Here is a 13,307-nt window from a genome sequence, read left to right on the forward strand (position 1 = left end):
CGAGGAGAAGCCAACGAATGGCTCTTGATAACTACTACGACATCCTCGGCATTGCGCCCAGCGCCAGCTCAGTGGACGTGCAGAAAGCGATCGCCGAGAAACGACGCGAATGGACGCCGCGCACCGGCCACCCGAAGCTGGAAACCCGACAGCTCGCCGAGCAGACGATCAGAAACATTGCGGAGGCCGAGACGATCCTGCTCGACACGTCGAAGCGTCGCGACTACGATCAGCAGCTCGCTGCTCGGGTCGTCGCTCCCGAACTGCCCCGTACCGGCTCGACGCAGGAACGCGACTGGTTGCAGATCGCCCGTGACTACCTTGTGCAGGGCAACAGTGCACAAGCCAACTACGCTGCACGTGAGGCGACCAACCAGCAGACCGAGAACCCCGAGGCGTGGTTTGTCCGCGGACTGAGCTCGGCCCAGCTGGGTGCCTATGCAGATGCCGAGTTCGAACTAAACGAAGCGGTCCGCCTCAACCCAAACGATGCCTCCTACCACGCGGAACTCGGCGACCTCTATAAAAGCAATGGGCTCTGGGCGAAGGCGCTGGCCCAGTACACCCGCGCCAGCCAGCTTGAACCCAGCAACGTCTACTACTCGGCGTTCGTCGGACTTTCTGAGGGGGCGCTTGGCAACGTCGAGAAGGCCCACGACATCCTCAAGAAAGCGTTCGAGAAGCTACCCGGGGACGACACGATCCGATACTTCTACGGCCTAACGCTCCAAGAGATCATCACCCGCACGTGGTCCACCTACCACGACGGTTCGCAGAGCATCCTGACGGAGAACCAGCTCAACCACAGCAAGGAAAAGCTCGCAGTCATCGACGCGTTGAAGATCTCTGACATCGACTTCCGCAACGACGTGAACGAGATCCGTGTGAACGTGGAACGGGCAGAGCAAGTGAAGCTATGGTCTCGCGATGGCTTGGGCGGTCTCGTCGCCGGGGAGATCCTCACGGTCGTTGCGATGCTCAATTTCTTCTGGATCGGCCAGGGATTCGTCGTCCTCGGCCTGCTCTGCCTCGGCCTCGCGGTCCTGTGGATATTCCTCTGGGTTCGATCTCATCGAATCCCCGGATGGAAGTGGAACTGGAAGCAGTCATCCGCGTTCGTCCGCCAAACCGGGCTCCAGTGAGGTGTTCGATCGTGAGTGACCAGGATGCGGCGACAGTTGAAGAGGCGATCAGCGGACTGCGGGAGGAAGTTCGGCAACTCCGTGATCTGTTTCAGCGACGACTGATCGAGGACAAGGGCAAAAATACGCTCATCGAGAGCCTGCAGGAGCAGTCTCGAACCGTAGCCGATACCCTCCGCTATCGTCAGTTGGAGACGCTGTTCAAGGAAGCGTTGCTCGCCGTTGACAGATTGCAGACGGAGCCAGCTTCGCCAGAGTTGATCGAATCCGTGGCGGAGGAACTGTTGGAAGTGTTCCTCCGCCGGGATCTCGTCGAGGTCGACGACTCTGGCGACTTTGACGCTCGCGTTCATCAGGTTATCAACACCGTGCGCGCCAGCGATCAGTTCCCAGCGAACAGCATCGTGGCGATCTCACGGAAGGGCTATCTGCTGGGTGATCGCCTGCTGCGACCCGCTCAGGTGACCGTCGCGGTGCATGCCAATGACGACATCGCTTGACGCCGCGGCTCAGGAGCTCCGCTTCGCTCATGCGAGGCTGATGGGCGTCTTCGACGCCGCACATACAGTTGCGGAAGTTGCTCGTGCCAACACCTACCAGCAGGCTCAGTCCGAACTGACGAAGCAGCAGGCGCTCGTCCGCAATATGGCTGCGCAGGCTGTCTCAGAGCACAGCCTGCGTGCACGTGACATCTCAGAGGTGATGCTCAAGAGGGGCAATGGCCTGCTCGACGTGGCGGAGTACGTCACTCTCGGACAGCTCTCCATGGACGGGTTCGCATCGGGTGTGAACTCGGAGGTGAGAGCGCCCCTTCTGCTGCCGTTGATCGGACGCGGCAACGTAGTTGTAGACGCCTCAGTGGGTCGGCGAAATGAGTTGATCGAGAGCGTCGTCTGGGGTGCGCTCCAGGGAACTGCGCCGGGACAGCTCGATGTCATCGCTTACGACCCCAACCTGTCGTCGGTGATGGCCCCATTCAGCACGCTTCGGAACATCTCGGACGACTCCTTGCGTGTGCTGAACTCCACACCCGACTTCGAGCGCACGATCCGTGAGGTCGTTGCGGATGTGCAGCGTGTCAAAGAGATGCTGCGCGGAGTCTCACGATCGTTGATTGACTTTCGCGCCAGGGTCGACCACCCGGTCGAGAGGTTCAGGCTCGTCGTACTCGCGGATTATCCCGTGGGAATCGACGAGCCACTGCACCGTCAGGTGCTCGCGCTCGCCCAAGCCGGTGTCGCTGCCGGTGTCGCGTTTGTGTTCGCTATGTCGCCCGACGACGTAGAGAAGCCAAATTGGTGGCGCGAGGGTCAGCTCGACACGCTGGGCTCGACGATCCGGGAACACAATAGGACCCTGCGATGGACGCGCCACCCTGAGTTCACGCTAATGCCCCTTGTGCACGACCGCGCCGCGCTCGCCCATGATGTCGACACTCTCGCCGCGCGGGCAGCTTCGGTCTCCGCCCCATCTGTGCCGTTCGAGCGGGTGCAGTCGCTTGAGTCTCAGTGGACAGAGAACAGCGCCGAACAGTTGCGGTTCACTCTCGGGCTCGCGGGACCAAAAGTCGTTGAGGTGACCCTTGGCGACGAGAAAGACCAACGGCACAACATCCTCATCACCGGCGCTGTCGGTCAAGGCAAGTCCAACCTTCTCAAGGTCATTATTCACAGCCTCGCGCAACGATACTCACCTGACGAGTTGGAGTTCTACCTCATGGACTACAAGGAGGGGGTCACCCTCTATCCGATGGCGCCGACGCCCGGCTCGCCAGAATTCCTGCCGCATGCGCGTGTACTCGGCCTCGAGAGCGATCGAGAATTCGGACTGGCAGTGCTCATGCACATCGAGACGGAGTTCTCTCGCCGCGCCAAGCTGTTTCGCCCATACGGCGACAACATCGCGCGATACCGCGCCGCCTGTCCTAGTGAGCGCATGCCAAGAATCATCGTGATGGTCGACGAGTTCCACATGATGTTCGACCCCAACGACAAGATCGCCGACGAAGCAGCACAACTACTCGAAGGCATCGCACGTCGCGGGCGTTCGTATGGCATTCACCTCATCCTCGCGTCGCAGACCGTCTCCGGAATCTCAGCGCTCATGACGCGCGAGGGCGGAATCTTCGCGCAGTTCCCGATCCGATTGGCCCTCAAGAACGCCCTCCAGGAGTCGTTCGCAACGCTCGGTCAGGGCAACGACGCCGCGGCCCGACTGCGAGCTCGCGGCGAGGCGATCCTCAACCTCGACTACGGCCTCGTCGACTCCAACCAGCAGATCACCGTCGCAGTAGCCAAGGACGACGAACTCGCTGCCTTGCGACGCGAATGGTGGCTACAAGTACGCGACGAAACCGAACGGCCGTTGGTCTTCGACGGCAGCCGCCAGATCCGCATCGGCGACGCGACCGAATCGCTCCGCCGCTCCCGCTCCCGATCTGCCACGAGAGGCGGCACTGCGGTAGCCCTGCTCGGCTACCCCATCGATGTCAGCGGCGAACCCCAAGGCATTCCTCTGGCGGCGGAACCTGGTCGCCACCTCGCCATCCTGGGAGCCGGCGAACCGAGCGGGCCCGAGGCGGAGGACGGGCCCGTGAACAATGCGGTAGGTACCTTGCAGTCGGCTGCTGTCTCGCTGGCGCTCCAGCACCCTGCCGGAGACGCCGAGTTCGTAAGCCTCGACATGCTCGATGAGCACACGTTCGCACGAAACAACCATCACCAATGGCTGGCAGTCATGGAGTCCATCGACTACCCGGTTCGCCGTGTGTCGCGCGCCGAGGTTGCAAGCTACCTGCGGGAACTCGTCGCCGAAATCAGCTCCAGAGAGGTCGAGTCCGCACCGCGCTACATCTTCGGCTTCGGGCTCGACCGAGCCACAGTGCTCGACGTCCCCGACATGTTCGCGCATAAGCCCTCCGAGGATCTTCAGCACGTTCTCCGCATGGGGTCGGCCAAGCACATCCACATGCTTTGCTGGTGGGCGAACGCAGCAACCTTCAGCTCGCACATCGGCTTCGGCGGTGAAGGCTTCATCGACGCGCTGCTCATGCTGCGGATCGACCAAAGCACCGTGCAGGAGTTCCTCGGGCCGTTCGTCAGTTGGTCGGTGCGGGACAACAGGGGGTTGATCTCTGATCGGACGCAGTTGCCAAAGCCCGTGACGATAGTACCGTTCGCGCCCGTCACAGCACGCGACGTGACGACGGTCGTAAACACCAATTGGGAGGTGTAAGGGTCATGGCAGCACCAACCTCCTCGGACGCCGAGTCGAGGTACGAAGAGTACGAAGCGGCGCTCGCATCGCTGCTAAAGATCCCCGCACAGCTGAGGTCCGGCCTGGCCAATGCGGACAAGGCCGCTGGACACGCGAAGCAGGCGGCAGACGGGGCGTTCGAGCAATCCACGACGCGGATCGCCGGACTACGTCGCACCGCAGACTCGCGCTACTCATCGACTGTCGACTCACTCAAAGCGCATAACGTCCTTCTCCCCGCACGGGTGCGCCCTGAGGTCGCGTCCAGCGGGGACGAGGATGCTATACGAAGGGCGGTGGACGCACACAACCGAGTCGCTGCCGCGGTCGAGGCGGCAATCACGGCGACCGCGCTACCCGCCGCACAGGAGAGGCAAGATGCCGCAAGTCGCGTTCGCGCGGCGCAGCAAGCGGCGCTCGCGCTGAAGCTCCGTCAAGAACGCGTTCGCGAGGAGCAGAGGGTAGCCCGCAATGCGGCGGCGAAGGCTCAGTCGGAGGCGGAAGCTCAGCGGCGGAAACGTGTTCTGATCATCTCCTCAGTAGTCGCGGCTGGAGTGGTCGCTGTTGCTGTCGTGGTCATCTTTCTTTTTGTTACTCAGTAGAGAAAACCCGAAGGGTAGGAAATGTCTCAACTCAGTGGTGTGAAGCAGCAACTAACCGCCATCGCCAGCGATGCGAAGTCAACCGCGGGTGGCTTAACGGGATTCAAGACCAAGTTCTCGCAGGCGGTGAATCAAGTGCAGGCGACCATCGGCGGTAGTGCGCAAAGGGTCGATAAGGACATGATCCAGACTCTGCAGGCCGCCGAGAAGCAGCTCGACGCGGCGATCGCCGCCTTGCAGCAGGCATCGCACGCAGCGAGCAAGTTCGCAGCGTCGCTCTGACGAACCCGGGTAGGGACAGGTACTGATGAGCGCACTACAGGACCTCCTGCTCGCGCTCGATGCGGTGACCAAGGGGGCTGAGTACCAAGCCGCCCAACTGGCGCAGCACGCCCGACGGCTTGGGCAGGCCGCATCGTGCGCAGCGAACGCGACGCGGGCCTCAGGGCGTGCCGACAGCATGCAGACCGCGGCGGCACTTCAGTCGGCCCAGCGTTCCATCTCTCAAGCGGCCCAACACCTTCATCAAGCCGCGCTCGCGGGCAGGGGCTTCGTCGTGCGCCACGCGGATGGAGGCCTAGGCTTTCCAGACCGTGGCCCCGAGCCCACGCCCGGCGCGAACCCGGAGCCGCGCCCATCATGGGCGACCCCGAGGTACATCGCGCCGACAGCGGTCCAACAAGCGACCTTCGCGCAAGCTGTTTCCGACCTCGGCGATCACGGGATCGGCGGGTGGATAGGCACTACTAACCCCAACTACTCCACGGGCATCGAAGCATGGACAAACAACTGCGGTCCGTGCTCACGTGCAGTCGCGGATGCGTATCAAGGTGTAGGCGTATCCGCCGCGTTCGGAGACGGCCATCAGCCTCCGGGTGAGTACGTTGAGATGTGGGCAGCGCTTGGAGTCAGGTCGACCACACGGCTCTCCAATCCGGGCCGACTCATCGAGCCGGCGAAGTTCTCCGCCAAGGTGTACACCTCGTTAGAGGAGCAGTTGCGCCAAGAGGGACCGGGAGCAGTCGCGATTGTCGGTATCGATTGGGACGATCCAAGAGTCCCTCAAGGACAGGCCGGCGGTCATTGGTTCAACGCCTATGTCGACGATAAGGGCGTTGTGCGCTGGGCTGACGGTCAGATCGGCAGGGACGACGACTGGCCCCCCGGATACGCGGCACCAATCTGGAACGTAGAAGCCGTCGTCAGGCCATCTGGCGGTCGGCCCTGGAAGGAGGTTCTACTTTGACGATTGACCAGCAGAACGCCCTCGCCACGAAGGAGCTGAACGCGTGGCTCGCTGAGCACGAGGTCCCGAACGCGCATACGACCCCGGACGACTGGAACATCAGTCGGTTCGAGGACGCGCTCTTGTTCGCGCCCGCCGGGCACCGCCGATCGAACCGGCTCTACTTCGTACGAGACGGTGTCGTGTGTGCGTTCTCACCGTCGACCACCTCGTTTGATGAGGCTTATGCCCGACTCGATCATCCCGGAGGCCCCCTTGCGTCTCCGTAAGCCGGCGTCGTCGCTATATCTCTGGATTCTAATTTGAGAATGAGGCGCATCCGTGAGCGATGAAATTGCCCGGTTCAGTCTGAATCGGGGGTTCCTTGAATAGGACACCTGGTGGCTACATCCGTGGCCTCCTAAGGAAATCGCTAAGACTGCCTAGCGAAGCCACTTCTTACCTTCAAATCGTCCCCGAACCCGAGACCGCGAACGGACATCACATGACCTTGCCTCCGCCTCCGCCCGCTCAGCCTTCCGAACCGACCGGTTCGCAGCCATTGAGAATGCCACCGCTTCCGCCTGGGCTGCCGTCCCAAGCGCAGGTCACACGACAGACCCCACCGCCGCCGGCCGCCTGGAATCCATATGGTGGACCCCCGCCGGGCAGGAAGCGGGCAGGCTTGGCACTGGCGTACGGGTTAGTCGGCCTCATCCCTGTCGTTGGCGCGGTCCCTGCGCTGTTCGCCGTGTTCATGGGGCTCAGCTCTCAGAAGGCGTCTCGAGCCGCCGGTCTCAACCCCTATGGCACTTCCAAGGCGGGGGTGATCCTCGGCCTAGTCGGCATTGCCATCACCGTCCTCCTAGTAATCGTGTTGGCCGTAGGTGCCGGCGTCACCGCCGGGAGCTGAATAGAGTGATCAACTCTGAAGCATCCCTCTACGAGGTCATCGAAGTCGGGAATACTGCCAACGAACTCGAAATTCAAACGGCTATCCCAATCGCGCGTCGAAAGTGGCAGCCCCGGTGCAACCACCCGAGCCTCAGCCAGCGACAGGTCGCGGAGCAGCGCATCGCCGCCATCGCTGAGGCGGAACGAGTCTTGCTCGATCCTGCAGCGCGCGTCCAGTACGACCAGATGCGGGCCGAGAAGCAGTTCAGGCCCGGCGGAAGTACGCCACGGCTGGTGATCCCAGCGAACGGTCCGACCACCAACGCGAAGATCGACCTGCTTCGAGTGGTAGATGTGACCAAGCCCTCTCCCGGGCCCTTTGTCCCTCTACTCAACTCCGATAAGAGCCCGGTGATGGCAGAAGGGGAGAGTTATCTCCAGCACCTCACAGGAGAGGGCGGGTGCTTCTACCAGCCCTGGCCTTCCGCGCCGATTCAGGACGTTAGCCCCGCATGGGGCAACACCACCCTGTATTTCACCAATCATCGCCTCATCTTTGTCTGCCCGAACTTCATTCGGCCCGCGGAGTCTGGCGTGGACGTCGACACCGACTTTGGGCTGGGCGTCGCCATACTGGCGGCGGGTATTCGAAGTGTCTCGCAGGCGGGTAAAAATGCCGCCGCGGCGCGAGCCGTCGCCGGAAGGGCGCTGGCTGCCAGCATTCCATGGGAGTACATCGTCGAAGTCAAGGTCTTACCGGATCACGAGTATGGAGGTGCGGTGCTTGTCTTCGGAATGGTTGGCGGCGAAGCAACGTACTCAATCGGCCTCGGACTCGAGGTTCGGGACCTGAGCTGGTTCCGTGAACAGGCAGAGTGGGCCATTCAACTGGCCCTGTATAGACGGCTGGAAGTATTTGGCGATGGCATCCTCGCGAGCGAGCGCGCCGCGTTAGAAGCCATTCAGGCGCACCCGCGCCCTGAGTATGGGCAGAACGGTTCGCTCTCATATTTCGCGCCGGTCGCACTGGACGCGGGGAATGCTCTGACCCGGCTGTGAAGGCGATAGCGTGCAGCGGCGCAGAGGGTGCATCTGCCGCGTGATCGACCTGTTGCCGATCAACGGGGGCGGCACCCGGGTGGTACGGGCTAGCCAACCAGACGGTCACCGCGTAGCCGCTTCCTCGCCTATCAGACCCGATCTCAGCCGCGACTCGGAGAACAATCTGGCTATCACGCTGACCTTGCACTCATCTCCAGCCCACGATTCGTTCGGCTATCCGATCGAATCGTTCGAGGAGTCCGGGCGCGATGTCGGGTGCGAGTGGGACGGTGTCGGCGATCCGTCTGGCTATTTGACCGTCCGTTGCAGGGTCACCTGTAAGTGATATCTCCACGGGCGCGCGTCCGTCACGGGGGCGGAGGGTGATGCGGGTGATGGCGGGGTTGAGGCGGTCTGCGGGGATCTCGCTGATTTTGTAGGTGGCGTATTCGCTCAGGTTTCGGTCGACGATGGTGTGACGTCGGGCAGCGAACTCGATCGTGAGGTGGTTGCGGTCGAGGCGGACGTGGTAGGTGCGGGCTGGTGCGAGCGCGGTGGCGAGCATCATGCAGAGCCAGACGATCATCCAGCCGCCTGCGCCCCATTCGTTGCGGAGTGTGAGGAAGAAGAGCCCGGCGAGACCGAGTCCGATCGCGAAGACGACGGCGAACCATCTCCAGGAGCGTCGGGGTGGCCCGAACTGGTAGCTCCATTCGAGCACGCGGGTGGTGTCGGGGACGCGGGCCATCATCAGCGGATCTTCCCGTCGGTTTGGATGGCGGCGAGTCCGGTCAGGTGGGTGTTGGCGTAGGTCTGGAATGCTGGTGTGGCGGTGCCGATGGTGCGGGTGACGGCGCGTCCGGTGTCGCCGGTGTATTTGGCTTGCAGGGTTTGGTCGCGGGTGATGTCTTCGACGGCGCCGTTGAATGAGGTGACGGCTTCGTCGAGGTCGCGTTGCGCGTCGGCGCGTTCGGCGGCGGTGCGGGTTATGTCGTTGGCTTGGATGTGCAGGCGTTGAAGGTATTCCATGTGGGCGGCGGCGGTTCCGGCGCTGTGTGCGGCCATGTCGGCTCCGGCGACGGAGCTGAAGGCGGGTTTGTCGCCTTTGACGATGTCGGGTGCTTTGCCGACGAGGTTGCCGGCGTTGGCGGTGATGGCGCGTTGGAGGGCTTCTTGGTTGACGCTGGTGTTTCGTCCAAGTCGGCGGACGACGCCGTCTCTTCCGAGGGCGGCGGCGTGGTGCATGGCGGCTTCGCGTTCGGTGGTGCTGCGGGTGGTGTCGGTGGCGCGGTGCTCGAGGAACTGATCGACGTCCATGCCTGCGTAGGCGGGGTTGGTGTGGGTTCCGGCGCGGATCGCGGCAACTTCTTGCTGGAGGGGAGCCTGCGCAGTCTTGAGTTCTTCCGCTTCGGCGCGAGCTCCGGCCCCGCGGATGAAGGCTTGGGCTGCATCGCCCGTGACCCTTCCGGCCCAGTCGTCGGCGTGTTCGGCGAGTTGGGTGTTGAAGTCGGCACCGGATTGAGCTTGGAGTGCTTTCGTTTCCAGTTCGCGGCGTCGGCTGCGTCGTTGGAATCCATGCCTGAGGCGGGCACCGACGTTCCACTTCGCGGGGGTGCGTGCGTCTGCTGCAGCCATCGCTCGACTCCGGTGACTGTCAGCCCAGGCTTTGGTCGGTTTCTCCACGGCGCCCATCTTGCCGCGGACAGCGGATTGGAGCTTCCCGAGCATGGGGCCTGCTTGACGGGCGAGGAACGGCAGCATGAAAAGGGGCGCGCCGATGACGACGAGGGCGGTGAGGGTCGCCCACCATTGCCCACTGCTGTTGATGATGTAGCCGGCCATCTTCATCCCGGAGAACAGCAGCGCCGCGAGCGGGAACAGCATCAACATCGAGATGAACATGCCCTTCCACTTGTCGAACCACGACTTCGTGTTCGGCAGCAGATAGGCAATGAACGCCAACGGGGCGAGCACGGCGAGCAATGGGATCATGGCCTGACGGAACATCAGGGTGACGACCGCGGCGAGAAAGCCCAGCAGGGCCCCGAGCGCCAGGGGGAGTGCGAGCATGAGTGCGGCCATCGGTGAGATGGCGATCGCTCCCGCAGCGATGCCTCCGGCAACTCCGAGGGTGGCGAGTGTCCCGACGAATGATTCCCAGGTCGGCAGGGTGGCGTCTTTGACGACGCCGTTGACGATGTCGTACAGCCCTGTACCGGCGACGTTGGCGACATCGACAGCGAGTTGCATGGCGATGAAGGAGACGTTGATCATGATCGCGGCGATCACGAGACGGGGCAGGAGCTTCTTGACACCGTAGTTAGACAGCCCAGCGCTGGTGAGTTGAGAGAAGATCATGACGAGGAACACGACGATCAGCGCCACGTTCGCCAGAGCTTGGAACCCCTGCCACACCTGATACGCCAGCGTGACCTTCCCGGACTGATCAACGCGCTGCAGCGGCGAAACGGTGAGGAGTCCTTCCGTGAACGCCCACATCCCATCGTTCAGGGCGGCAATGCCCTCCAGCACGGGGCAGACGATCCACCCAATACCGGTCACAGTGTTCCCGCAAGTTGGCTGAGTCTCCGGACAGGAGCCGTCAGCAGAGCAGTCTCTCGAACCACCGCTGTTGTCGACGTAGTCGCGGTTCTGATACAGATATGCGCCGTACGCGTCTGCGAGGCCGTTGTTCTGGCCGTCGTCGCCGGTGATGGCTTTCGCGAGGGCACCGCAGGTGCTGCCTTCGGCGTCACCGTCGTAGCGGTCGAAGCTCGGCCCGGCGAAGAGGGCGACGCCGTTGTCGGGTGACTTGTTGTTCTGGCTGAGGTAGTACGTCGGGGTGTACACCACGGTGTCGCCACTTCGTGAAGGGATCCGCAGGAGGTAGTCCTTCTCCGTCGTCCCCGCGGGTTTGGTCGTCGTGATCGCTGCGGTCGGGGTACAGATACTGGTGAACGCCTTCAAATACAGGAGGTACTTTCCGGCGTCGGCGAGTTTCTCGTTGGCTGTGATGGTCGGCTCTTTCCCGCCGTAAATGCGGTCGCTGACGGCCTTTCTATACGCGGCGGCGACGTTGTCGCCTCGGCGGAACTCGTCACTCCCGCCCTGACTGTTGGTACAGCGACCGGCGTTGTATTCGCTGTCGTTGGCGCTGCGCATGCCCATCGCGCAGAGCGCCTCGTCCGGCTTCCATCCGTCCCAGAGGCTCAGAGCACCGGTGACGAGACTGGACTGGGCGCACTCCACTGCCCCGGACGTGTCGACCTTGGTACGTACACCGTTCACGCCGTCGAGGAGGAGTCCGCCGGGTGCTTGGCCTTGTCCGAACCACTCACCGGATCCGGCGTGGGAACGGTTGATGCGTTCACCGCCGTCGAACCAGGCGCCGTCCTTGAGGTTCGGGCCACCATTCGCGAGACACTTTCCGAGCGTGCGGTAGTAGAGGAAGGACTGCACCTGCTTCTCCAGTGACATTCCGACGGCTGGCACCGCACCTGTACAGCTCGTCTCTTGACCACCGCCCGGCGCAGCCCGTGTCGCCCAGGTTCCTCCGGCAGCCTCGCAGGCCTCTTTCGTCGTCGGAGCCGCCCCTACGGGCCGAGCAGCCGCTAGCAGACTCACTACGGCAACCGTCACAACCAGCACCGCGAACACGATGACGATTGGCCGAGCAAACAAAGAAAGCCAAGCCCCGAAGGGGCTGGGCTTCATTAGTACTAATGAAGAATGCCGAAACTGACGCGAGTGTCGATTTTGTCTCATGCCTGCGCTTATTAAAGCATAAGTGCTATCTCTTGAGAAGTGCTCGACTTAACTGCGAGCGGTCCATTCAATATCGGAGACGCGCCACGTATTCTCGACTTTCTGGATCGCGATAGTGCCGGTCGACTTTTTACCCTCGATAACCTGTGCAGCAGTGCGAGTTATCCGCTCGTCGACCGTGTTCTTATCAGCGTTGTCATGCTCGGCGACATCAACAGACAGGACAGCCGAGTCGCCCTCGTCGCTGATGACAGTGACATCTTCGACGGTCACGCTTCTTGTGTATGGCTCACGATCCTGGGGTAATCCACTTTCGCTCGTGAGGTACCACATTTCGAGTGCGCCAGCGTTGTTCCGCTGCTCGAAAGCGACATAGTTGCGAAGCTTTTCGTTGGATTGCCACCCGGGCACGAAAAGGGCGTCGGCAATTACTTTGGCATTCTCAGCAGCGATCGCTTTGGTGTACTCATCCGAGAGATTGGTGGCGTGGCCTTCAATAGTCTCTTGCGTCGCGCCCGCCATTGACCACGGACTCAGACGGTCGTTCACAAAAGTCGTGACGGCCTGCTCTGGGGAGAGTTCACCGGAGATCTCGTAGGCCTCGGTCGTGATCGGTAAGGCTTCGGGGTTGGCGGCTGCATCTGGGGATGCTTCGCCGTTTGGGGACGGTGCAGTGTCTGAAGGATTGGCAGGAGCAGCAGCAGTCGGTTCGGACTTTGGGGCTGTATTCAGGGCATTGACTCCGAAGACAGCGCCGGCGGCGACAGCGAGTCCGGCTGCACCGGCACCGAGCCCGACGACAAGTCCTCTGCGGCGTTTCGGTGATGAGTGGTGGTCGACGAGCGGTGCAGGAGAGTCGGGTGTCGCCAGATGGCCTTGCTCGAAGGCTTCGGGGAGGGTGGTGTTGTCGAACTCGTTGACGGGGTGCTCCCGCAGCGCGTCAGGCAGCTTCCCTGAGTGGGGAACGGGTTGTTCACTCACGAGGCCACCGCCTCGTTTTGGCTCGTCAGTACGGCGGTGATCGTTGGTGTCCTTGAACTGCTCGGACATAATGATGATTCCTTGCCGCGTCTAACGGCGGTTACTTCTTCCGAACCCGGCACCGGGAGGCTTTCGCCTGCAACCATGAGCATGTCGGGTCGATGTTCATACATTAGCATATTTGTTCGATTTTGTAAAGAAGTACTCATGGAGGCCTCGCTTCTGGCAGTCAAGGATGCTGTGCCGAAAGTACAGCATCCTGTGCTGTGGATCGAGTCCACCTCGCATGGGCTTGAGGGGTGTCCGTGAGCGTGTCAAATGGTGTGTGTAAGGGGTGGGTCTCCTTACGAAAGGAATCACACTGTTGGCTATCGACAAGGCGTCGCGTGAAGAGCGGCGTAA

At 62.2% G+C, this 13,307-nt stretch carries 11 protein-coding genes; 8 read left to right on the plus strand and 3 right to left on the minus strand.

The features are described 5' to 3' along the window. Window positions 1-17 precede the first annotated feature (17 nt). The 8 genes from AB0O24_RS18430 (at window position 18) to AB0O24_RS18465 (ending at window position 8,177) form a co-directional block, all read left to right on the plus strand. Window positions 18-1,142, plus strand: coding sequence for a tetratricopeptide repeat protein (locus AB0O24_RS18430; protein WP_363376902.1), 1,125 nt, complete (start codon window positions 18-20; stop codon window positions 1,140-1,142). Window positions 1,143-1,153: 11 nt separating this feature from the next. Further along, window positions 1,154-1,642, plus strand: a complete 489-nt coding sequence (gene grpE, locus AB0O24_RS18435; RefSeq protein WP_363376904.1) for a nucleotide exchange factor GrpE — start codon at window positions 1,154-1,156, stop codon at window positions 1,640-1,642. 40 nt (window positions 1,643-1,682) lie between these two features. Beyond that, a complete protein-coding gene (locus AB0O24_RS18440) occupies window positions 1,683-4,376 on the plus strand; it encodes an FtsK/SpoIIIE domain-containing protein (RefSeq protein ID WP_363376906.1) in 2,694 nt (897 codons plus the stop codon). Window positions 4,377-4,381: 5 nt separating this feature from the next. Beyond that, a complete protein-coding gene (locus tag AB0O24_RS18445) occupies window positions 4,382-4,999 on the plus strand; it encodes a hypothetical protein (protein WP_363376908.1) in 618 nt (205 codons plus the stop codon). A gap of 21 nt (window positions 5,000-5,020) precedes the next feature. Beyond that, window positions 5,021-5,281, plus strand: coding sequence for a hypothetical protein (locus AB0O24_RS18450; RefSeq protein WP_363376910.1), 261 nt, complete (start codon window positions 5,021-5,023; stop codon window positions 5,279-5,281). A 178-nt stretch (window positions 5,282-5,459) separates the two neighbouring features. After that, complete coding sequence (locus AB0O24_RS18455) at window positions 5,460-6,245, plus strand: toxin glutamine deamidase domain-containing protein (protein WP_363376921.1); 786 nt, start codon at window positions 5,460-5,462, stop codon at window positions 6,243-6,245. 664 nt (window positions 6,246-6,909) lie between these two features. Beyond that, entirely contained in the window at window positions 6,910-7,137 is a 228-nt protein-coding gene (locus tag AB0O24_RS18460; protein ID WP_363376912.1) for a hypothetical protein, read from the plus strand. Between the two features lie 5 nt (window positions 7,138-7,142). Then, a complete protein-coding gene (locus AB0O24_RS18465) occupies window positions 7,143-8,177 on the plus strand; it encodes a hypothetical protein (RefSeq protein ID WP_363376914.1) in 1,035 nt (344 codons plus the stop codon). A 190-nt stretch (window positions 8,178-8,367) separates the two neighbouring features. Here AB0O24_RS18465 and AB0O24_RS18470 read toward each other — a convergent pair whose 3' ends face one another. From AB0O24_RS18470 to AB0O24_RS18480, 3 genes are all read right to left on the minus strand, one after another. Then, window positions 8,368-8,910: a hypothetical protein gene (locus AB0O24_RS18470; RefSeq protein ID WP_363376916.1), complete on the minus strand. Its 543-nt coding sequence runs from the start codon at window positions 8,908-8,910 to the stop codon at window positions 8,368-8,370. Then, window positions 8,910-11,636: a hypothetical protein gene (locus tag AB0O24_RS18475; protein WP_363376918.1), complete on the minus strand. Its 2,727-nt coding sequence runs from the start codon at window positions 11,634-11,636 to the stop codon at window positions 8,910-8,912. The genes AB0O24_RS18470 and AB0O24_RS18475 overlap by 1 nt, the downstream gene beginning before the upstream one ends. Before the next feature lie 336 nt (window positions 11,637-11,972). Next, complete coding sequence (locus tag AB0O24_RS18480; protein WP_363376920.1) at window positions 11,973-12,974, minus strand: hypothetical protein; 1,002 nt, start codon at window positions 12,972-12,974, stop codon at window positions 11,973-11,975. Window positions 12,975-13,307: the final 333 nt, after the last annotated feature.

It is taken from the genome of Microbacterium sp. NPDC086615 (genome assembly GCF_040686055.1).
Lineage (GTDB): Bacteria > Actinomycetota > Actinomycetes > Actinomycetales > Microbacteriaceae > Microbacterium.

What these genes read in the sequence shown, in the direction of transcription:
- AB0O24_RS18430 (WP_363376902.1), top strand. Translation starts at nt 18, where the DNA reads ATGGCTCTTGATAACTACTACGACATCCTCGGCATTGCGCCCAGCGCC.
- AB0O24_RS18440 (WP_363376906.1), top strand. Translation starts at nt 1,683, where the DNA reads ATGGGCGTCTTCGACGCCGCACATACAGTTGCGGAAGTTGCTCGTGCC.
- AB0O24_RS18445 (WP_363376908.1), top strand. Translation starts at nt 4,382, where the DNA reads ATGGCAGCACCAACCTCCTCGGACGCCGAGTCGAGGTACGAAGAGTAC.
- AB0O24_RS18450 (WP_363376910.1), top strand. Translation starts at nt 5,021, where the DNA reads ATGTCTCAACTCAGTGGTGTGAAGCAGCAACTAACCGCCATCGCCAGC.
- AB0O24_RS18455 (WP_363376921.1), top strand. Translation starts at nt 5,460, where the DNA reads ATGCAGACCGCGGCGGCACTTCAGTCGGCCCAGCGTTCCATCTCTCAA.
- AB0O24_RS18470 (WP_363376916.1), bottom strand. Translation starts at nt 8,910, where the DNA reads ATGATGGCCCGCGTCCCCGACACCACCCGCGTGCTCGAATGGAGCTAC.
- AB0O24_RS18475 (WP_363376918.1), bottom strand. Translation starts at nt 11,636, where the DNA reads ATGTCACTGGAGAAGCAGGTGCAGTCCTTCCTCTACTACCGCACGCTC.
- AB0O24_RS18480 (WP_363376920.1), bottom strand. Translation starts at nt 12,974, where the DNA reads ATGTCCGAGCAGTTCAAGGACACCAACGATCACCGCCGTACTGACGAG.